21 protein-coding genes are annotated in these 20,873 nt (G+C 44.1%); 11 read left to right on the top strand and 10 right to left on the bottom strand.

Going from position 1 to position 20,873, the window contains the following annotated elements:
• Both pgm and seqA read right to left on the bottom strand, forming a co-directional pair.
• Positions 1–1,560, bottom strand: a 1,560-nt coding sequence (gene pgm / locus ACQY6Q_RS03660) for a phosphoglucomutase (alpha-D-glucose-1,6-bisphosphate-dependent) (RefSeq protein WP_427977998.1), incomplete at its 3' end; no start/stop codon positions are given.
• A 48-nt stretch (positions 1,561–1,608) separates the two neighbouring features.
• Positions 1,609–2,181 carry a replication initiation negative regulator SeqA gene (gene seqA, locus ACQY6Q_RS03655; protein WP_427977995.1) on the bottom strand — a complete coding sequence of 191 codons (573 nt, stop codon included), beginning with the start codon at positions 2,179–2,181 and terminating at the stop codon, positions 1,609–1,611.
• Positions 2,182–2,370: 189 nt separating this feature from the next.
• Between seqA and ACQY6Q_RS03650 the strand changes: the two genes are divergently transcribed.
• The 5 genes from ACQY6Q_RS03650 (at position 2,371) to ACQY6Q_RS03630 (ending at position 4,951) form a co-directional block, all read left to right on the top strand.
• Positions 2,371–3,138 carry an alpha/beta fold hydrolase gene (locus tag ACQY6Q_RS03650; RefSeq protein ID WP_427977993.1) on the top strand — a complete coding sequence of 256 codons (768 nt, stop codon included), beginning with the start codon at positions 2,371–2,373 and terminating at the stop codon, positions 3,136–3,138.
• Between the two features lie 56 nt (positions 3,139–3,194).
• The gene (locus ACQY6Q_RS03645) at positions 3,195–3,416 is read left to right on the top strand and encodes a DUF2788 domain-containing protein (RefSeq protein ID WP_188407239.1); all 222 of its coding nucleotides are present in this window, start codon (positions 3,195–3,197) and stop codon (positions 3,414–3,416) included.
• Positions 3,417–3,436: 20 nt separating this feature from the next.
• On the top strand, positions 3,437–3,721 hold the full coding sequence (ybfE, locus tag ACQY6Q_RS03640) for a LexA regulated protein (RefSeq protein WP_427977990.1): 285 nt from the start codon (positions 3,437–3,439) through the stop codon (positions 3,719–3,721).
• 23 nt (positions 3,722–3,744) lie between these two features.
• A complete protein-coding gene (gene fldA, locus ACQY6Q_RS03635) occupies positions 3,745–4,272 on the top strand; it encodes a flavodoxin FldA (protein ID WP_427977988.1) in 528 nt (175 codons plus the stop codon).
• A gap of 88 nt (positions 4,273–4,360) precedes the next feature.
• On the top strand, positions 4,361–4,951 hold the full coding sequence (locus ACQY6Q_RS03630) for a lytic transglycosylase domain-containing protein (protein WP_427977985.1): 591 nt from the start codon (positions 4,361–4,363) through the stop codon (positions 4,949–4,951).
• Here ACQY6Q_RS03630 and ACQY6Q_RS03625 read toward each other — a convergent pair whose 3' ends face one another.
• Positions 4,952–5,440, bottom strand: a complete 489-nt coding sequence (locus tag ACQY6Q_RS03625) for a DUF4442 domain-containing protein (RefSeq protein WP_427977982.1) — start codon at positions 5,438–5,440, stop codon at positions 4,952–4,954.
• Between the two features lie 149 nt (positions 5,441–5,589).
• Between ACQY6Q_RS03625 and fur the strand changes: the two genes are divergently transcribed.
• Positions 5,590–6,018 (top strand): ferric iron uptake transcriptional regulator, encoded by a 429-nt coding sequence (gene fur, locus ACQY6Q_RS03620; protein ID WP_055731736.1) that lies wholly within the window; start codon positions 5,590–5,592, stop codon positions 6,016–6,018.
• A 34-nt stretch (positions 6,019–6,052) separates the two neighbouring features.
• On the opposite strand, the gene ACQY6Q_RS03615 is transcribed toward fur, so the two are convergent.
• Complete coding sequence (locus ACQY6Q_RS03615) at positions 6,053–6,667, bottom strand: flavin prenyltransferase UbiX (protein ID WP_427977980.1); 615 nt, start codon at positions 6,665–6,667, stop codon at positions 6,053–6,055.
• Between the two features lie 193 nt (positions 6,668–6,860).
• Here ACQY6Q_RS03615 and ACQY6Q_RS03610 point away from each other — a divergent pair, with 193 nt between their 5' ends.
• The gene (locus ACQY6Q_RS03610) at positions 6,861–8,093 is read left to right on the top strand and encodes an HD-GYP domain-containing protein (protein WP_427977977.1); all 1,233 of its coding nucleotides are present in this window, start codon (positions 6,861–6,863) and stop codon (positions 8,091–8,093) included.
• A 79-nt stretch (positions 8,094–8,172) separates the two neighbouring features.
• Here the strand turns inward: ACQY6Q_RS03610 and ACQY6Q_RS03605 are convergent, their stop codons facing one another.
• Complete coding sequence (locus ACQY6Q_RS03605; RefSeq protein WP_427977974.1) at positions 8,173–11,301, bottom strand: efflux RND transporter permease subunit; 3,129 nt, start codon at positions 11,299–11,301, stop codon at positions 8,173–8,175.
• A 10-nt stretch (positions 11,302–11,311) separates the two neighbouring features.
• Positions 11,312–12,472 (bottom strand): efflux RND transporter periplasmic adaptor subunit, encoded by a 1,161-nt coding sequence (locus tag ACQY6Q_RS03600; RefSeq protein WP_427977971.1) that lies wholly within the window; start codon positions 12,470–12,472, stop codon positions 11,312–11,314.
• A gap of 196 nt (positions 12,473–12,668) precedes the next feature.
• Here ACQY6Q_RS03600 and ACQY6Q_RS03595 point away from each other — a divergent pair, with 196 nt between their 5' ends.
• Positions 12,669–13,172, top strand: a complete 504-nt coding sequence (locus ACQY6Q_RS03595) for a DUF3087 family protein (RefSeq protein WP_427977969.1) — start codon at positions 12,669–12,671, stop codon at positions 13,170–13,172.
• Here ACQY6Q_RS03595 and ACQY6Q_RS03590 read toward each other — a convergent pair.
• The gene (locus ACQY6Q_RS03590; protein ID WP_427978001.1) at positions 13,169–13,777 is read right to left on the bottom strand and encodes a single-stranded DNA-binding protein; all 609 of its coding nucleotides are present in this window, start codon (positions 13,775–13,777) and stop codon (positions 13,169–13,171) included. The genes ACQY6Q_RS03595 and ACQY6Q_RS03590 overlap by 4 nt on opposite strands.
• Positions 13,778–13,867: 90 nt before the next feature.
• On the opposite strand from ACQY6Q_RS03590, the gene ACQY6Q_RS03585 reads away from it, so the two are divergent.
• Positions 13,868–14,566, top strand: coding sequence for a pseudouridine synthase (locus tag ACQY6Q_RS03585; RefSeq protein ID WP_427977967.1), 699 nt, complete (start codon positions 13,868–13,870; stop codon positions 14,564–14,566).
• Here ACQY6Q_RS03585 and ACQY6Q_RS03580 read toward each other — a convergent pair.
• A complete protein-coding gene (locus tag ACQY6Q_RS03580; RefSeq protein WP_427977964.1) occupies positions 14,553–16,349 on the bottom strand; it encodes a diguanylate cyclase in 1,797 nt (598 codons plus the stop codon). The two genes, ACQY6Q_RS03585 and ACQY6Q_RS03580, sit on opposite strands and share 14 nt — an antisense overlap.
• 250 nt (positions 16,350–16,599) lie before the next feature.
• Here ACQY6Q_RS03580 and malZ point away from each other — a divergent pair, with 250 nt between their 5' ends.
• Positions 16,600–18,432 carry a maltodextrin glucosidase gene (malZ, locus tag ACQY6Q_RS03575; protein ID WP_427977962.1) on the top strand — a complete coding sequence of 611 codons (1,833 nt, stop codon included), beginning with the start codon at positions 16,600–16,602 and terminating at the stop codon, positions 18,430–18,432.
• A 67-nt stretch (positions 18,433–18,499) separates the two neighbouring features.
• On the opposite strand, the gene rmuC is transcribed toward malZ, so the two are convergent.
• Positions 18,500–19,948, bottom strand: coding sequence for a DNA recombination protein RmuC (gene rmuC / locus ACQY6Q_RS03570; RefSeq protein ID WP_427977959.1), 1,449 nt, complete (start codon positions 19,946–19,948; stop codon positions 18,500–18,502).
• Positions 19,949–20,065: 117 nt separating this feature from the next.
• Between rmuC and ACQY6Q_RS03565 the strand changes: the two genes are divergently transcribed.
• On the top strand, positions 20,066–20,350 hold the full coding sequence (locus ACQY6Q_RS03565; RefSeq protein ID WP_427977956.1) for an HlyU family transcriptional regulator: 285 nt from the start codon (positions 20,066–20,068) through the stop codon (positions 20,348–20,350).
• Here ACQY6Q_RS03565 and ACQY6Q_RS03560 read toward each other — a convergent pair.
• On the bottom strand, positions 20,347–20,873 hold a 527-nt coding region (locus tag ACQY6Q_RS03560), incomplete at its 5' end, for a response regulator (RefSeq protein WP_427977954.1). The two genes, ACQY6Q_RS03565 and ACQY6Q_RS03560, sit on opposite strands and share 4 nt — an antisense overlap.

The raw sequence follows: 20,873 nt of genomic DNA, 5'->3' as shown, positions 1-20,873 counted from the left end.
CATATAAATTTTATAGATAGCTTCTGTACCTGATGGACGTGCAGCGAACCAACCATTCTCAGTGACCACTTTTAACCCCCCGATCGCGGCACCATTACCCGGTGCGGCAGTTAACTTAGCGATAATAGGCTCACCCGCTAGAGTTTGTGCTTCAACCATGGCAGGGTCTAAAGCACTTAATACCGCTTTTTGCTCGATACTGGCTGGCGCATCAATTCGCTTATAAACCGGTTCACCAAACTGGCTAACGAAACCCTGATAATGCTCACCAGGATCTTTACCCGTTACCGCAATAATCTCTGCAGCCAATAAGGCTAAAATGATACCGTCTTTATCGGTACTCCAAACACCACCGTCTTTACGTAGGAAAGAAGCCCCAGCACTTTCTTCACCACCGAAGGCGATACTGCCATCAAATAAACCGTCTACAAACCATTTAAAGCCGACTGGTACTTCTTTCAGTTCGCGACCTAAACTGGCGGCTACACGGTCAATCATTGAGCTAGACACTAATGTCTTACCAATGGCAGCATCTTTACTCCAACCACTACGGTGAGAATAAAGATAGTTAATGGCCACAGCTAAGTAGTGGTTAGGATTAAGCAGACCGCTGCTCTTAGTCACAATGCCGTGGCGGTCATAGTCAGGGTCATTGGCTACTGCCACGTCAAACTTGTCTTTTAAAGCAATCAGGCTGGCCATGGCATAAGGCGAAGAACAATCCATGCGGATTTTGCCGTCTTTGTCCAAGGTCATAAACGAGAAAGTAGGGTCAACGCGATCGTTTACTACTTCAATGTCTAAACCATAGGTTTCGGCAATGACTGGCCAAAAATCGATACCGCTGCCGCCTAGAGGATCCACACCAATTTTAACCTTAGCTTTGGCAATAGCTTCCATGTCCAACACGTTAGCCAAATCGTCAACGTAAGGTTTGATGTAATCAATCGCAACAATAGAAGGCATAGTGATAGCTTCATCGTAGCTAACGCGTTTCACATCTTTAAGACCATTGGCCAGAATTTCATTGGCGCGATCTTGTACTATTTTGGTCACGTCACTGTCAGCTGGACCGCCATTAGGTGGGTTATATTTAAAGCCGCCGTCTTCTGGTGGGTTATGTGAAGGCGTGATCACTACCCCATCGGCCTGCTCTTTACCTAAGCGGTTATAAGCTAGAATGGCATGTGAAATAACGGGCGTAGGGGTATAACCCAAACCTTCTTGGTAGCGAACTTCAACGCCATTGGCAGCAAATACTTCTACCGCTGAACAAAAAGCCGGTTCTGATAAGGCGTGGGTATCTTTACCTATATATAGAGGGCCTTTAGTTCCCTGTGCCAAACGGTACTCGGCAATAGCCTGACTCACAGCCAAGATATGATTTTCGTTAAAGGCTTTTTTGCTTGAGCTACCGCGGTGTCCCGAAGTACCAAAGGCAACTTGCTGCTCACGAACCGACACGTCGGGTTGCAATAAATAATAGTCAGCCACTAAACGTGGAATATTTGCGAGGTGCTCGGCTTGCGCCGGCTTACCTGCCAAAGGGTGAATCGCCATTAATAGCTTCTCCAAAGTTTAAGTTTAAGTTTAAGTTGAAATAAAAAATTAGATTGCTTCCAGCAAGCGTTCTATCAGTGAATCAACTAAGCCCATCTCGCTTGCTACATGCTGTAAAATATATCGCTTTCTCGCCGTGTTAGTATTGGTGATAACCCAATAAGGCGTATCGGGAATTGCTTGTGGTTTAGTGGTTTTCCCCGAGGCGAGTAACTGCTGTTTATCCTGAGAAAAGTATTCACGCTTGCTGCCTTTTATTACACAAGCTTGGCTAAACAATGCACTGTCGATGGAATAGAGCTTTGAAAGTAGAAATAAGAAACGTTTGGTGGAGCTACCAGCCTGGGCCACATCGCTCAGTTCAAAATGCGCCGCAAGTTCTTTGTTTGTTACTGTTTTAATGCTGGTGTCTTGTTGAGTTTGCGCTGCCTCTTGTAAGCCTGACTCCGTAGTAGGCTGCTGTATACTAACATCATCCGCTGCTAAAGCCTTATTAGCTAACTCCCCGCCACTATTTACTTGCAATAAACGTCGTAAAATATCTGAGGCGCTTTCACCAATATGTTTGGTTTGGCCGGCAATGTATAAATACAAATCTTCTTCAATTTCTATCGTTTTCATCGTTGCTTTCTGGTGTTGCATTGCTTTTAACGTAAGCAATTATTATACATAGCAATACCAATAACTCACCAACAATCCTAAGCCTTAGCCGCAAAAGGTGAAATTCTAAACAAACAACGCCCTTTCGGCTTGTAGTGATAGCCTGCAATAGGCAGACTATGTGAAATATTTGAGCGATGAGAAACAATCTTGCAACTTAACTACCAACAACAAGGACAAGGCTTTTCGGTTTTACTCATTCACGGCTTATTTGGCAGTCTGTCAAATTTAGGCTTATTAGCTAAGCATCTACAACAACTGGGCTATCGAGTGATCAGTGTTGATACTCTAAATCATGGGCACTCACCCCGCTCTACCACCATGGACTATAGACAACAGGCCGATACGATAAAGAGCCTATGTGATGACTTGGCGATTTCGCAGTGTGCATTGGTTGGCCACTCCATGGGCGGTAAAATTGCTATGGCAACGGCACAAGCTTATCCTGAGTTAGTCAAAGCTTTAGTGGTGGCAGATATCGCCCCTGTAAGTTATCAACATAGCCATCAAGCGGTATTCGCGGGTTTAAACAACGTTCAACTAACACAAATCAGCTCACGCGCCGACGCCGATACACAACTTAGCGCTCATGTACAAGAACCAGGGGTGAGGCAATTTTTGCTTAAATCGCTCACTAAAACATCGCAAGGCTGGGCTTGGCTATTTGACATAAGCAAACTTGAACAAGCCTACTCTCAAATCGTTGACTGGAAAGCAGGCGCTGCCTTTAACAAACCTTGCCTATTTATAAAGGGTGAGCAGTCTGATTATATCACCAGCCAATATCAGGCTGCAGTAACTGCGCAATTCCCTCAGGCCCAGTTAAAGATCATCAACGGCACAGGACATTGGTTACACGCTGAAAAACCAGCGCTTTTTAACCGTTTAACTGAACAGTTTTTAGCCAAGCATATTTAACACCCTGCGAGGCTTTGTGATATAGTGCGCGTCGAATTTTTATCTCAGGGATAGTCATGTTCGCTAAGCATATAGATTTAATAGAAAGCCTGGCTTTAAATATTGGTTTTGTAGTTCTATTTTTCTTTATCGGCATGGCCATTCAGGATGTTCTGAAAAAAGGCAACGTTCCCCCCTTTGGTCGAGCCGTGGTGTGGTTAGTGTTGTTTTTAGGATGTGCAGGCTTTATTGCAAAAGGCTTAATCCAATTGTCATGGGAAGGCAGTGGCTTAGGCTAAAAGGTTGTTTCATACATTAAATGGCAAAACAAAATACAGATCGAACTACAATTGATCTATTCGCGTGTGAAAAAAGGGTTGGCAGGCCACGAACCAACCCTTTAGAGCGCAAAGATCAACTTAAAGCCAACAAGCGAAATCAACTCAAACGAGATCGCGCCAATGGGCTTAAAAGAATAGAACTGAAAGTAGAACAGCAGCTTTTCGAAAAACTAAACCAGCTCGCCACTGAATCAGGCATTAGCCGTAGTGAGCTGATAGAGAAAATGTTGAATAAACAAGTCAGTCAGTTTTCAACAAACTAATAGTTTTAAAACAGGTAACATTTATGGCGAGTGTAGGAATATTTTTTGGCAGCGACACCGGTAATACCGAAGCTGTAGCACAAATGATTCAAAAAGAACTAGGCAAAAAACTTGTTGAAGTCAAAGACATTGCCAAGTCGTCAAAAGAAGATATTGATGAGTTTTCGTTAATTTTACTTGGCATTCCCACTTGGTATTACGGCGAAGCCCAATGCGACTGGGACGACTTTTTCCCAGAACTGGAACAAATCGACTTTTCTGAAAAACTGGTCGCTATTTTTGGTTGTGGCGATCAAGAAGATTATGCCGAGTACTTTCTAGACGCAATGGGTACCATTAACGACATCGTAGTTAATAAAGGTGCAACCGTAGTCGGACACTGGCCTATCGAAGGATACGATTTCGAAGAATCAAAAGCTTTGGCAGACGACGCCCACTTTGTTGGTTTAGGCATTGATGAAGACCGCCAACCAGAGCTAACTCAAGAGCGAGTAAAAGCTTGGTGCCAACAAGTATATGAAGAAATGTGCTTGGCAGAATTGGCTGACTAAATGGACTGGGCGAAAGCCCAGTTTTTCTATCTAGCCCTCAAATAGTTGGCCGCATTTATGCTTAACTATTAGTCAGAGGGAGAACACCGTGTACAAACTACTTTTCATTCTATCAGTTTCGCTATTTAGTGGCGGCATTTACGCAGACGTTTGGTTTTATCAAGATGCCAACGGTGTGATGCATTTTGCCCAAGAAAAGCAAGGTAAACATTGGCGTTTATTGATGAGAACGCCCAAGTCCTTATCGCAAAGCCAGCCCAAAACTTTAGAATTAAAAAGAATTAGTGAACTTCCCTATCACCAATTCATCGTGAACAGTGCTCGGCGTCATCAACTTGACCCCGCCCTAGTACATGCAGTGGTTGCCACCGAGTCTAACTATCGAGCCAATGCTGTTTCTCGTGCTGGCGCTATGGGGTTGATGCAATTAATGCCAGCCACTGCGCAGCGCTTTTCGGTAGCAGATCCCTTTTTACCAGAGCAAAACATCGAAGCGGGTAGCCGTTATTTACGCTGGCTTTTGGATGAGTTTGAGTCTTTACAATTAGCACTTGCCGCTTATAACTCCGGTGAAAATACCGTTAAGCGTTACGGCTTTGCCATTCCTCCTTACCCCGAGACCCAAGATTACGTCACTAAAGTTATCAACCGCTATAAACAAAACCTCAGTCAACAATAGTTAAGCCAGTTGCTGCACCGCTGGTCGATGCTCCCGTTTCAAACGAATATATAAACGCCGCGTGACCACAGCAATTAACTTCCCCTGCTCGTCAACCACCTTGGTTGTTACGGTAGGTGTATGTTTTTCTCCATTAGCCGCCTGGGAGACGATCTGCTGGATAAAATCATGATCTAACTGAAACTCAGCATACACCTTACTTCTGCCAGGAGTGACAAACTTTATTGACGCTTCGCTATCCCATACATGATAACGATTACCCAATATTGCCATTAACATTAATGGGTAAATAGGATCGGTCATCGAAAATATCGCGCCACCAAATTGCGAGCGGTTGGCGTTTTTATTCCACCAACGAAACGCCAAACGGACCCGACAAACGGCGAAATCTTTCGACATATTCTCAATTTTTATACCCGCCCCCCAAAACGGAGGCCATAAATTTAGTAAAGTTTTTGCAACAAATGCGTTCTTAAGTAAGATATCCATAAGCCAAACTGGTACGATGTGTTACAAATAGGTTAATAAATAACTAACTAGTCTACAAGTTTTGTTATCACGCTTTCTGTTTGTCGACTAAGAACGTATACTAAGCGCCAATTATGGAATGAATAACAGCAAGGGAAAAAATTTTACCTATGTCTGATAATAATCAAGCTCTAAAAAAAGCGGGCCTAAAAGTTACCTTGCCAAGAATGAAAATTCTAGAGCTTTTGCAAACTCCAAATAATCAACACATTAGCGCCGAAGATTTATACAAGCTATTGATAGATCAGGGTGAAGAAATCGGCCTAGCAACCGTCTATCGGGTATTAAACCAGTTTGATGATGCTGGCATCGTTACCCGCCACCATTTTGAAGGTGGTAAATCAGTATTTGAACTTAATACCCAGCATCATCATGACCATCTAGTATGCTTAGACTGTGGAAAAGTCATTGAGTTTAACGATGAAACCATCGAGCAACGTCAGCGTGAAATTGCCAAAGCAAATAACATCGATCTCACCGCCCATAGTCTTTACCTTTACGGTCATTGCACCAAAGGCGACTGTAACGACGAAGAATAAGATTTTATAAGCAAGTGCTCCCCCACTTGCTTTTTTAGTTCTTAGCGTAACCCCAGCGTGTGCTTAGGTCATTGTCGATGCCAAGATGATCAAGAATACGAGATACCACATGTTCTACTAAATCCTGTATGCTCTCGGGCTGATGGTAAAACCCCGGAGATGCAGGAAAGATTTCAACGCCTAACTTAGCCAACTTAAGCATATTTTCCAAATGAATCACCGAGAATGGCATTTCCCTCGGCACTAAAATAAGTTGTCCTTTCTCCTTAATCACCACATCTGCAGCACGTTCTAATAAATTATCTGACATCCCCATGGCAATAGACGCCAACGTCCCCATGCTACAAGGACATACAATCATCTGTTTCGGCGCGGCTGAACCCGAAGCTACCGCAGAAAACCAGTCGTTTTTACCCGGCATGACAATTTGCCCAGGTTCTGCATTAAATCGTTGCTGAAAAAAGGTCTGAGCTTTTTCTTGAGAATTAGGCCATTGCTCTTGCGCCTCTGTCGCTAGAACCACCTTAGCTGCGCTAGAGATCAGCAAATGAACTTTAAAATGACGTTTGAGCAATTGCTCCAATAAACACAGCGCATAAGGAGCGCCTGACGCCCCGGTAATAGCCAAAGTTATTTCTTTATTTTTCATTTGTTTAGCAACATTTTATGATAAATTTAATAAGCAAAGTCTTAATAATTCAAGCACTTCGGCCTAGTAACGAGTTGTTTTACATAATTGTAAACGTAATAAGTGTGCGAGGCGACTTGTTATGCACAATCAATGATTTATATATCTGTGACTATTTACTACAATTTACAAAAGGGTTTTAAATAATTTCTATATGTCAAAAGTCGAGATACCCGTAGAAGCCTTGCAAGTTGGACACTATATCAGCCTTCCCTTAGGGTGGACTGCACATCCTTTCATGCGAAATAACTTCAAAATTAAAAATGAAGAACAAATTACCGTTCTGCGCTCGCTGGGTTTAGAACAAATAGAAATTATTCCAAGTAAGTCCAGTATCGCAGTAGCAACGCAAGCAGACGACCAACTCAACGACGATTTACTCGACGTTAAACCGCAAGCCGATCCGAATCAAGAGTGGTTAGATGAGTTAAGGAAGGGACAAAAACGAGCGAGCAAAGCCTACCTTCAAAGCGCCGATAAATTCCGTGGTGCTCTAGCTAAATTTACCAGTAGGCCTGAAGAAGCCTATTACAGTATTTTCGAACAAGTAAATACTACTCTACAGCTATTGTTTAAATCGAGTAAGGCACATAGCGTTTATGTGAGTTTAGAGCTGAGTAGCGATGAAGATATTTTTTTCCACAGTGTAAACGTGGCGGTTATTTCGGTATTAGTGGCAAAGAATCTCGGTTTTACTGAAAAAGAGTGTCAGCTGCTGTGTATTGCTGCAATGATTCATGATATCGGCGAATTGAAAGTGCCTCACCAAATCCGCCGTAAGCTACAAGAATGGACCAGCGCCGAACAAAACTTCTATCAGACCCACCCTAAATTCAGCGTAGACTTGATTAAAAAAGCGGGCTCGTTTCCCGAAGAGATCCTTCCCATGGTACTAAACCACCATGAACGTTTAGACGGCAGCGGCTATCCTCGAGGGGTAAAAGCTAAAGAGATAGATAAATCCACTCAGCTGCTGGCTATAGTGGATGCGTTTGAGCACCTTTGCAGCCCCTTACCTAACCAAAAGAAACTCACTCCGCAGGAAGCCTTTGCCCTGCTCTATAAAAGTGCTGGCACAAAATACAATAAATTATATTTAGAACAACTGATGAACACGCTGGGGATCTACCCGCCCGGTTCATTGGTTAGCTTAGATGACGGTAGTTTTGCCATGGTGATGTCAAGTAACCCCAAACAAAAGTTAAAACCGCGGGTATTATTGTTGGAAAAAGGCAAGAGTTTTGGCAATGCCACTGTGCTAGATTTGACTAAAGAGGCTCAAAAAATTGTTAAGTCGGTAAAATGGGATGAGGTACCTGCAGTACTAACCAAAAACTTTGACCCCAAATTACGTTGTTGCTACTTCTTCGATCCAGACCAAGAGTAGCCTAAAGATATCAGCAACCAATAAAAACGCCCGATGAACTTCATCAGGCGTTTATTTTTAGCAACGAGCAACCAGCAGCTTAGCTATCAGCTTCGGCTTTCCCTTTAGCCTTCACTTTTTCTCGCAAACTTTGCAACATCACAAAGAATACCGGAACTAAACACGTACCTACAATTGTGGCGGCAATCATCCCCCCCATAACCGCGTAACCTAAAGAGACTCGGCTGGCAGCTCCAGCGCCAGATGCAGTCACCAAAGGAATCACCCCTAAGATAAACGAGAAGGCGGTCATCAATACTGCTCTAAAACGTAAGCGTGCAGCTTTAATAGCCGACTCTTTGATGCTTAGGCCACTCTCTCGAAGCTGTTTGGCAAACTCTACAATCAAGATGGCATTTTTACAGGCCAAGCCAATTAACAATACCAAACCAATTTGGGTGTAGAGATTGACATCCGCGCCCATGATCCAGATATATAAAAAAGCCCCAAGAATCGCCACCGGAACAGCCAGCATTACCGAGATAGGAATAGTCCAGCTTTCATACTGAGCCACTAAGAACAAATAAGTAAATACCAAGGCCAGGGTAAAAATAAATGGCGCAAGATTACCCGCTTTAAGTTCTTGATAGGTTTGCCCAGACCATTCATAAGTATAACCGTTGGGAAACGAGGTTTCGGCGATACGCTTAACCGCTTCAATAGCCTGACCGGAGCTGTAACCCGGAGCAGGAAAAGCATTCATTTTAACAGCACCATATAAGTTGAATTGGTTAATGTATTCAGGCCCTAATTTGGGCTCGACACTGACCAAAGTATTTAAAGGCACCATTTCATCGAATTTATTACGAATATAGAAACGCGCAATGTCTTGCTCAGAGTCCCTAAATTCGCTTTCAGCCTGCATGTTCACCCGAAATACCTTACCAAAACGGTTAAAGTCATTCACATACATAGAACCGAGCATAGTTTGTAAGGTAGTGAAAATACTGTTTAGTTGCACACCTTGAACTTTGGCTTTTTGTCGGTCAACGTCAACAAATAACTGCGGCACATCGGCTCTGTAAGTACTAAATGCCGCGGCCAGCTCTGGTGCTCCGCCCGCTTCTACTGCAGTGCTACGCATCACACTAGCCAAATTTGCCGGCGTTCTGCCAAGGGTATCTTGAATGTAAAACTCAACCCCTGACACTGTCCCCACCCCAGGTAATGCTGGTAAGGAAAATCCCACTGCTTGAGCAGAGTTATAACCCGCTAATACGGCATTGGCTTTTGCTAAAATACCCGCTTCGTTCATGCCGGGCTCTTGCCGCTCGTCCCAATTGGAAAGAATCACAACCATCAAGCCGGCGTTAGAGGAAACCGCACCAGAAATAATCGAATAACCCGCGGCAGAAATAACGTTAGTGACTCCATCCAACTGATTAATGTCGTCGACCATTTTACTGATCACTTGTTCGGTTCGGTTAATTGAAGCCCCATTGGGCAATTGCACATCAATAAAAAACGCTTTTTTATCTTCAGTTGGTACAAAACCCGTAGGCAATGATGTGGCCAAATAAGCGGTTGCGCCGAGTAGCAATAGGTAAATCACCCCAACTAACGACAACTTACGCACCATACCGCTAACAAACCCACTGTACTTACCAGTGATGCTTTCAAAGTGCTTATTAAAAAAGGCGTGAAAACCTTTTTCATGTGTTTTGGGCGTTTTTAATAAGGAAGCACATAGGGCCGGGCTTAACGTTAGCGCATTAATCGACGAAATCAGTACCGAGATACAAATAGTAATCGAGAACTGCGCATACATTTGACCGGTAATGCCGGGCATCACCGCGGTGGGAGCAAACACAGCCAATAGCACTAAGGTAGTCGCCACCACAGGACCTGTCACTTCCTGCATCGACTTAGTGGTAGCGTCAACCGCATTCAAGCCTTCTTCTTGCATTAAACGAGTGGTATTTTCCACCACAACAATCGCATCATCTACCACGATACCAATAGCCAAGATCAAGGCAAATAGCGATACAGTATTAATGCTCATACCCGTGGCTAATAAGAAAGCGAAAGTTCCTACCAAAGACACCGGTATCGCAATCCCCGGGATCAGCGTCTGCCGAAAATCCTGTAAGAAGATATAAACAACAAAAATTACCAAGGCCACCGCAATCAGCAAGGTCTCAATCATTTCACTGATTGAGGTTTCCACAAACTGGGTAGTGTCGTAGAGAATTTTGTAATCTAAATCGTTAGGGAACTGGCCACTTAATCGCTCTAGTTCGGCGCGAATACCGCTTGCTACTTCTAGGGCATTAGCTCCGCTAGATTGATAAATAAACAATAAGGCCGAGTCTTTATTATCCAGCTTGGCTTCAGCATCGTAACTCGCCGCACCCAGCTCAATCCGTGAAATATCGCGCAAGTAGATAGCACTACCGTCAGCGTTGGATCGAACAATGATATTTTCAAACTCTTCAGGACGATTCAAACGCCCTTTGGTGGTAAGCGTATATTGAAATTGTTGATCACGGGGCACTGGCGCCGCGCCAATTCGGCCTGCTGCAACTTGGATATTTTGCTCTTGAATAGCGCTAACAGCATCTTCAACCGTAACCCCTAAACTGGTCATGCGGTCAGGGTTAAGCCAAATTCGCATGGAATAGTCCATGCCACCAATGATGCTCACCTTGGAAACACCGTTAACCCGCGCTAGGTTATCTTTGATGTTAATTCCCAAGTAGTTATTTAAAAACAGGTTATCTAATGTCTCATTGGGCGAGACCAAATTGAGCATCATCAGAATGTTTGGATCTTGCTTTTGTACTTTTACCCCATTGCGTTGCACTTCACTAGGAAGCCGCGGCATGGCTTGTTGAACACGGTTTTGCACGTTCACCTGCGCCATTTCAACATCGCTGCCCACTTCAAAAGTGACGTTGAGGCTATAACTGCCATCGTTGGCGCCTTTAGACTCCATGTAAATCATGTTTTCAACACCATTTACTTCGGCCTCGATGACCTTGGCGACGGTATCGGCAACCACGTCGGCACTTGCTCCGGGATAACTGGTAGTCACCGACACCATCGGTGGCGAGATATTAGGAAATTCCGCTATCGGTAACACCGGGATCGACAATAAGCCCGCTAAGGTCAATACAATGGAGATGACAAAAGCAAACTTGGGTCGATGAATAAAAAACTTACTGATCATCATCGACTCCTTAAGATTGAGGTTCGCTAAATGGTTGAATGGTATCCATTTCGTAGTCAACAACCGCGCCAATCCGCGCTTTCTGTAAGCCCTCGGTAATCACCAGGTTACCTTGGGTTAAACCAGACTCGACTTGCCAGTCAACACCATAGCGCCGCCCCAGCACCACATTTACCCGCTCTACCGTATTTTGCTTATTCACAACCAATACATAGCGCCCTTGTTGATCTTCTTGCACTGCACGCTGAGGAATCAACATCACACTTTCAGTGGTTGGCGTTTCAATAATCACTGTAACGTACAGTCCGGGAACTAAAACATGTTGTTTATTGGGAAACTCGGCGCGAATTGCCAAGGTCCCAGTGGTAGCGTCAACACGGTTATCAACAAAGTTCATCTGACCTACTTCGTCAAACATGGTGCCGTCGGGGAAACGAACCCTCACTGGGAAATCGCCAATGTTTCGTTCTACATCTTCTTTATGAATACGTTGAGCGGCCACCAGCACTTTTTCCGGTAATTGGAAATTTACCCAAACAGGTTCCATTTGAACCAAATCTGCTAGTTGAGTTTGATCAGGAGCAATCAAGTCACCTTTAAATACCGCTGCTCGGCTTATTCTTCCGGTAAAAGGTGCATATATTTTGGTATAACCCAATTCCAACTTGGCGTTATCCCATTCTGCTTGGGCACTCTGCAGTGCAGCTGCCGTTTGTAGCTTTCTTGATAGCAAGTTGTCGTAGTCAGACTGGCTAATAAAGTTATCCTTAATTAAGCCTTCACCACGTTTAAAATTGAGTACCGCTGTATCGTAAGCCGCTTGAGCTTGAGCAACAATAGCTTCCGCCGCCTTAACCGCTGATTCATATTGAGCAGGGTCAATTTCAAACAGCAAGTCTCCTTCTTCAACTACACTGCCTTCTTCAAAGTGTGTTTTAAGCAGATTACCGCGCACCTTTGATTTAATGGTGATATCTTGAGTGGCTTCAGTACGACCAACAAACTCGTTGCTTGGCTGCACTTCTTTCATCACCACTTCTATCACCTTAACATTCACTTTGACTTCTGGTGCGGCAGGTGGTGCATTATCACAGCCACTAAGCAGAGCTAATGCTGCAATAGCCAGGCCTAAAGCTTTTGCCATACGAATTACCAGCGGGGCCGTATTCATAAAAATTCCTTGTATTAAAACCATTTCCATTAACACAATAATAGTATCAAGCTCAGTGAATGAAAACTAAACAAGATATTTTTAGCGGAAAATTTTTAAATATTAAACAATAACTTACTTTTCCACTGAGAAAATATGGATTACAGATTAGCGAACAATTTGTTAACATGAGCCGCGATTATTAGACGAGACCCGCATGCACTTACAAGACATAGATAAAAGTACCTACCAAAGCCGTTCCAGAAACAGCTATTTCGCTTTATGTGGACTGTTAATCATCTTCACCTTAGCTTGGTCGTCACTTTTTATCGCACTGTTCTCCAACAGTGAAAATAATTTCATTTTTAACTTACTCGGGGTTATAGCTGCACTGATCAGCGTGGTCCCCATCGTTAACTATTGCAAAAACAAAACTTGGTTTGCCGAAGTTATTTACGTATGGCGTTTAAAACGCGAGCTTAATAAAATTAATAGAAAAATGCGCAAACTGGTTCAAGCCATGAACCGAGGCGAGGCTAACGCCTTTATCATCGTAAAGTTTAGTTATCTTGGCAGCCGCCAAATATGGCAATTAGACGACAATACTTTAATGTTGAACGAGCTAAGCAGTAGCGAACACAAACTCGACGAACAAGCCGGAAAGCTTGGCATTGAGGTTGATGTAAGCCGTTACCATTCCGACATGTTAGATAAGTATTAAGACTCGATACGCAAACAAGTATGGCCATCCACTAAAATTGGTGACACTTGTTGGTCATCGGCAAAGGCTGTTTTTAACGAACCTTCTACCGCTAGTTTATCTCCTACCTGGGCATCTTTATCGATTAGCTGGGCGGGATAAGCCCACAGGTTACAGTTAACTCGATGAGAAGGATCCTTTGCGTCGGTGAGTAACTGAAGTTTAATGTAATCTTGATTATTCACGCTTTTGCGTAAGCGGCTTTTAGCGGCAATTTCACCCACTAAGCTAATCCTATTCCAATACAGTTGGCTAGGCGCACCAACAAAATTAATGTGTTCTATTTCTAGGGCACTAAGAATTTTTCCAGCGGGATCTTTCTGAGTTTTAAGTTGCGCTTTAATGACGACGCCATCTCCGGTTTTAGCATAACGCTTAATTCGTTCGGCCTGTTCTGCACGGGCACAAAGTTGAAAGACCTCTACCTGCTCTTTATTACTGGCTTTAGTTTTTTTCTTCACTATCACCTCAAGTTGGGTGATCGCCGTACCATCGCTAAAATAACGCAAGGTAAATTCTTTATTAACGATGTTTCCTAATAGCTCAACATCAGAGCGACAAACCACTTGCAAATAATCTCTCCTTTTAAAGCATTAAACCGACGATTAGCGTACACTACGCGCCATTATTTAGCCCTCGTAAAAAGCACAAATATTATGAAATACCCTTGTCGAATAGACAAATTCATTTCCAAGGCTGTGGGTCTTCCCCGTAGTGAAGCCAAAAAAGTCATTAAGGCGCAACGGGTACAAATAAACCAAAGCATTGTGACTAATGCCCAAACGGCCGTTCAAGCTAGTGACCAAGTGTTACTAGACCAACAACCACTCATGGCGCAGCAACACGTATATTACATGCTAAATAAACCTCAGGGCTATTTAAGTACAGAAGCGGAGGCAAACTACCCCAGTGCCCTATCGTTACTGCCTAATAGCCCACTCCAATTACATGCGGCGGGGCGTTTAGATGTTGACACCACAGGGCTGTTGCTTGTTACCAGCGATGGACAATGGTCACATCGAGTGACCAGCCCCAGAGCCGATAAAGTCAAACAATACCGAGTGAGTTTAGCCGACCCCATCACCGAGGCCGAGCTACAACTGTTGCGTGATGGCTTAATGTTACGCGGCGAGCAGAAACCCACCAAACCCGCCGAAGTAGAGCAATTAGACGAACGCCTCATTGTGCTACGCATTAGCGAAGGCCGCTACCATCAGGTCAAACGAATGTGTGCCGCCGTAGGAAATAAAGTGCTAGCACTGCATCGCGAACAAATTGGCGACATTCACTTAGACAGCCAATTAGCCGCAGGCGAATATCGCCCGCTTAGTCCGCAAGAAATCAGCTGTTTTTAGCCGAATGGCGGTATAACTCCACGCGGTTACGGCCGGCTTCTTTAGCATGATAAAGCGCTTCGTCAGCTTGCTTATATAAGCGGGAGAAGCTGGCATCTTTACGACTTTCTGTTAAGCCAAAACTGCAGGTGAAATGTGGACTAACAACATCTTGTTCAAAACCTAAACGTAGTCGCTCGGCCAAGTTAACCGCTTGCTCTACTGTGGTTTCCGGTAACAGTAGAATGAACTCTTCTCCGCCCCAACGCGCAAGAATGTCAATTTCTCGTTTCAATTGATTCACTTTTTCTACCAAGCGGATCAAACACAAATCACCTACATCATGACCATGCTGGTCGTTAAGCTTTTTAAAGTGGTCAACGTCAAACATCAGCAAGGAAAATGGCACCCCATTGCGGTCACTGCGGCTTTGTTCTAAATGCACTAAATGTTCAAAGTGGCGGCGATTGGCTGCCCCTGTTAAGGGATCGGTATTGGCCAACCGCTGCAACTTTTTCTCTAAGGATTTTTGCGCACTAATATCAATGCTGGAACAAACGAAACTTCTGACCTCTTCTTGCCAATAAACCGCCGTTACCGTCATCTGCTGAATTGTCACTTGACCGTTAGCATCACTAATCGATACTTCACCTAACCAGCTACCATGTAACTCTGCTTGCTCTAACATAGTGTGAAAAGAAGGCTCAGCTTGGCCAAAAGAGGCAATGTCGTGACCAATCATTTCCTCTACACTTAAACCTGTGCGCTGAGCCAAATAGCGGTTTACCTGCAGAACAATACCTTGCTTATCGATAATCACTTGCGAAAATTCGCCCTCAAAGGCGGCTTCTCTGAGCGCATTTAATTCTTCAACTATGGCTTTCTCACGACGAATCGCTTCGGTCAAATAAGCCGCAACGAAACAGGCCACAATAGCGATAAGCCCCACGCCCGCCATAAACACTAACCAATACTTACTGTCTCTGGCCAAATCCTTATAAGAAATAAATAAAAAGGCAAAACTAGGCGCTTCTAGGTCGTGCTTAAATACATTGGAATATAACAAACCATCACGCAGGCTTAGCGGGCTTTGTTCTTCAGCAAAATGCCCTCTAGAAAAATAACTGCCTAACGCAGAGTAATTAATTTTGCCAACAAATTGCTTAAGTTTGGCAACCGTAGCTTGGCTATTCTCACCCTCGATAATTAAACCATCCGAGCTTACCACCATGGCCCGTTCGACTAACTTTTGCTGGCCGACAAAATTCACGCTGTTGTTAATTGCCGTTTGGTTATATTCATTCACCATCCAGCCCACCAGTTTGGACCATTTATCAAATACCGGAATGAAAATAATGTAGAGATTTTCTCCGCTATCCGCGTCTTCGACTACCTGACTAGATATTTCACCTTCACCACGCCAATTAACGCTTTTTAAATAATCAATAACAGCAGGGTTAACCGACGCGCCCCAATTAAGCTCATAACCATCGGCGGCATGGCTCAATACTAGATCCACTCGTCCATCACGATGAATATAGTAAAAGTCACCTTCTAGATTGACATCTTTAGAGATACGCTGCCATTCGGTGGCCAAGCTCACCAAAGTGAGTTCGGTTTCGTCATTCACGTAATTCAACAAACCAAGACTGCGAGTAAGCAAAGATAGGCGCTGAGACAATAAGGTAACAAGATGCCTGTTGGCCGTTTTAAAGCCACTAAATGACTGTTCAACCTCTTCGGTGATTTGAGTTTTTACCGTTTGGTAGCGATGCACCAATAACATAGACAAAACAAAACACACAAGCAATGACCAGATGGTTGCCCGCTTTGTCCACGAAAGTTGCTTATTAATAACTAGAGGATTCAAATCACTTAAGTATAACTATTTATAATACAAACCATTATTCAACAACCAGCGGTTAATTGCTCTAACTATATGAATGTTAGCATAAGAAATCGGTGCTAAATCAAATAATAGGTTTTCGAAAAATCATCCTTGAATCGCTATGGCTAGCTAAGGATACTAGAGAGAAAAACAGTAAGGAAAGTTAATGTCATCATTTCGTTTTCATCCGCAAAGCCAAGTGGTTCGCCAACAAAACGAGTATTTGGTTACTCTCTACACCGCCATATCTCACCCGTATAAGAAGGTTTTTGTTCGCGTAGAACCCGATCATGAAGAATCGCTGATCGAAATGTCAGCACCCAGCGTAGAGGGAAACTGGTTAAAATGGCAACAAGCTATTCCAGTTAGCCCTCATAGCAGCCACACTCTTTATTGCTTCAAACTGCTACTCGAAGACAGCCAAATATACCTGCACGCAGCAGGCGAATCCCCTAGGCTGCCGCAAAAGCACTACCATTTTAAACTCAACCATCAGGCGCAGCCACCAGCTTGGGTAAAAGCGCAGGTTTTTTATCAAATCTTTCCTGAGCGTTTTGCTAATGGCAAACCAGAACTCACCCCCAACGCCGAGAACTACGCCTATCTCAGTGATGGTCGCCCAGTTATCCAAAAACAATGGGGCGAAGCGGTAGCGGAATCCCATGCGGGTACTGGCGCAACCGAGTTTTACGGTGGTGATTTGCCCGGCATTGAACAAAAGTTAGGTTATTTGCAAAACTTAGGTATTACCGCAATCTACCTAAACCCTATCTTTAACTCACCAAGTAATCATAAGTACGATTGCAGCGACTACTTTAGCGTAGATCCGCAATTTGGCGGTGATCAGGCCCTTATTAGTTTGTCAAAAAGCATGAAAGCATGTGGGATGAAGCTAATGCTAGATGCCGTGGTTAATCACACCTCTAACCAGCACCATTGGATGGACTACTACCAACAAGCCAATGATGGTGCTTACCACCATAAAGACTCGCCTTACCGCGATTGGTATCACTTCGATAACACTGGAAACTATTGGACATGGAAAGGCATCGACACCCTACCCAAACTCAATTTTGCCAATACTCAGGTGCAGCAAGTTATTTACGGCGGCGACGATGCAATGTTAAAGCATTGGCTGAAGGAGCCCTTTGCTATTGATGCTTGGCGCTTTGACGTGATCCACATGCTAGGTGAACACAATAGCGCGCAAAACAACGCCCACTATGTTGCCGAGTTTAGAAAAGCCATTAAGCAAACCAATCCTGAAGCTTATATGATTGGCGAGCACTTCGCCGAAGCCACTCAATGGTTGCAGGGAGAACAAGAAGACGGCGCGATGAACTACTACGGGTTTAACCATCCCTTAGTTGCCTTCTTAGCAGGAGTAGACGTGCCCCGTTATGTGCCGATAAAACTCGATGCTAAAGACTTTGCTCAATGGTTGGCAGAAGCCAGAGGCTCTATCCCCTTTGCCAACCAGCTAGCCCAATATAACTTGCTAGATAGCCACGATACACCGCGTTTTAGCTATCTAGTCAATGAAAACACTCAATTGGTAAAAATCGCCGCGACCTTGTTACTCACCTATATCGGGGTACCGTCTATTTATTATGGGGATGAAGTGGGTTTAACTGGTGCGCAAGATCCCGATTGCCGTCGCTGCTTCCCTTGGGATGAAACACAATGGAATAGCGAATTACTTAAACATTACCAACAACTGATTGAGCTGCGTAAACAGCGTAGAGAGTTACAAGAAGGTGACTTAATCAGTTTATTTGAGCAAGGTGATGTATGGGTATTTACTCGCTGGTTGGCCGAGCAGCATAGCATTGTTATCGTTAACCGAGGCTCTCGACAACAGTTGAAGCTAGATCTAAACACGCTTCAGCAAGTCTATGAATATCACGACCCGCTCACTGGGGCGCGCTACTCAACTGAAAATGGCTGCTTAGAATTAAATTTGGCGGCACAGTCCTCATTCGTGCTCACCAGCGTTTAAGGCTAACTCAAGCAGCTAGCGACTGGCTAGCTGCTTGAGCGTCAAAGCGAGTTGGCTAAAGAGAAGATTAACCAACACTTAAGTCTTTATCTGAGTTTTCAAGTAAGTCTTCATGCTGTTGGCTATCTGCCAACAACTTGGCATCCAAGGATTTGCTACTGGCTACTTGCAACTCTTTTAACTGCTGCGCTTGGCGCACCAAATTGCCTTTGCCGGTACTAAGTTTACTCATGGCGCTTTGGTAGCTTTCAGTTGAACGCTGCAACTGCTGGCCATGACTGCGTAAGTCTTCAGTAAAGGCCACAAACTTATCAAACAACTTACCTGCCCGCTGGGCAATCACTTGCGCATTACGCTGTTGATACTCGCTACGCCATAAGTTTTGAATGGTACGCAGAGCCACCATCAAGCTACTTGGGCTGACCAACAATACGTTTTGTTCAACCGCAAACGGGATCAAACCAGGATCTTGCTCCATCGCGGCTAAATAAGCGCCTTCAATTGGAATAAACAACAACACATAATCTAAGGACTCCAACTGGTAAAGGCTGTGATAGTCTTTTTTAGCCAAACCCACAATTTGCTGGCGTAGGCTTCTAACATGTTCTTTTAAGGCCGTCTGCTGGGCTTCTTTATCTTCGTTGTTATAGTAACGCTCATAAGCAACCAGGTTTACTTTTGAATCAACAATGACGGCTTTGTCATCGGGCAGCTTCACCACCACATCGGGTTTAATGGTTTTACCGTGTTGATTCACGCCCACCACTTGGGTGTGATATTCGTAACCTTCACGCAAACCCGAGGATTGCAAGATCTGTTCGAGAATTAACTCTCCCCAATCACCTTGCTGCTTATTATCCCCTTTCAAGGCTCTGGTTAAACGCAGCGCATCTTCGCTCATTTGTTGATTGAGTTTTTGTAGAGAGACTATCTGATCTTTTAAGGAATGACGTTGCTTAGCTTCGTTTTCGTAGCTCTGTTGTACCTGCTGTTTAAAACCATCTAGTTGTTGTTTCAGTGGTTGTAATACCGCTTCAATACTCTGTTTGCTTTGCTGTTGTAATTGCTCACCTTTTTCAGCAAAGATGCGATTAGCCAGCAACTCGAATTGTTGATTAACCCGCTGCTCAGATTGTTCTAAATAGCTAATTCTATCTTGCAGGCTTAGGTCTTTTTGCTGCAACAAGGCGCAGCGCTGCTGTTCGCGCTGTAATAATTTTTGGGTCTCTTCAAACTGTTGCTGAATGCCTTGAAAGTGGCTTAATTCAGTTTCTAGTTGAGCGCAGCGAATACTCTGTTGCTGCGTTTGTTGTCTAAATTGCTCCAGCTGTTGCTTATCGGCGGCTGAGCTTTGCTCTAGGGCATCTAGCTGTTCAACTAAAACTTGTTGGTTTTTTTGTGCCTGATTGAATTTCAGTTTGCTGATCAACGCCATCAGCAGCAATAAAAGTAGAAGAGAAAGACTCAGGCCAGCAGTAATTTGATTAAATTGGGACAGAATAAACTCGATATTCACTGGATTTCCATTGTGATTTAACTAACTCGATGGGTATTATGCATCATACAGTAAGCCACCCGATAAGCTCGAGGTCGTTTGCCACGATTTCACGTTATTTTTAGGAAAATCACCAACATGAGTATATTTTCAGCACTTAAGAAGATGTTTGCCGTTGCCCCCGCAGAAGCAAAGACTTACCCAGAAGAACAGTATCAAGAGTTTATTATTACGCCGATCCCCCAAGCGGCAAATGGCCAATATCGCGTTGCTGCGTTAATAACGAAAACGGTTGATGGCGAACAAAAGCAACATCAATTTGTTCGCTCGGATACTTGTGCCAGTGCCGACGATGCCGCAGAACTAGCACTGCACAAGTGTAAAACCTTTATCGACCAAATGGGCGAGCAAATCTTTGACTAGGCGGCCGTCTCAAACAAGCGCCCAAGCACTTGTTTAACTGCGTCTATATCAAAGGGTTTATCCACCAAGGCAGACACCCCGCTCTGCCTTACCCCATCCAGCTTGGCACCGTTGTTCTCCGAGGTCACCATTAAAGCAGGAATATTGCTAAAACGCGGGTGTTGGCGCAAGGCTTCAATAAAAGCGGCCCCATCCATTACCGGCATGTTGTAGTCGGTAATCACTAAATCAACTTCGTGTTGCTCCAATAAGTCCAATGCTTGTTGGCCATTTTCGGCAAACAGCAGTTGAGCCACACCAATGTTTTCTAATACTCGCGCAATATGACGTCTAGCGGTAAGGCTATCGTCCACCACCAAAATCTTTTTACTGGCCACATTAATCTGGCCAATTAAGTTTTGATCTGGCTCGATGTAACTGATGGTCGCCTGCAAGGCACTAAGCAAATGAGTAAACTCAAAGGGCTTAGGTAAAATGGCAATAACGCCAGCTTGCTTAATGGCATCTAGGGTATGATGGCAAG

Origin of the sequence: Agarivorans sp., assembly GCF_050295395.1 — a bacterium.
GTDB lineage: Bacteria > Pseudomonadota > Gammaproteobacteria > Enterobacterales > Celerinatantimonadaceae > Agarivorans.
Note: the sequence above shows the minus strand (reverse complement) of the source record. Positions and strands in the feature narration are given on the sequence as shown.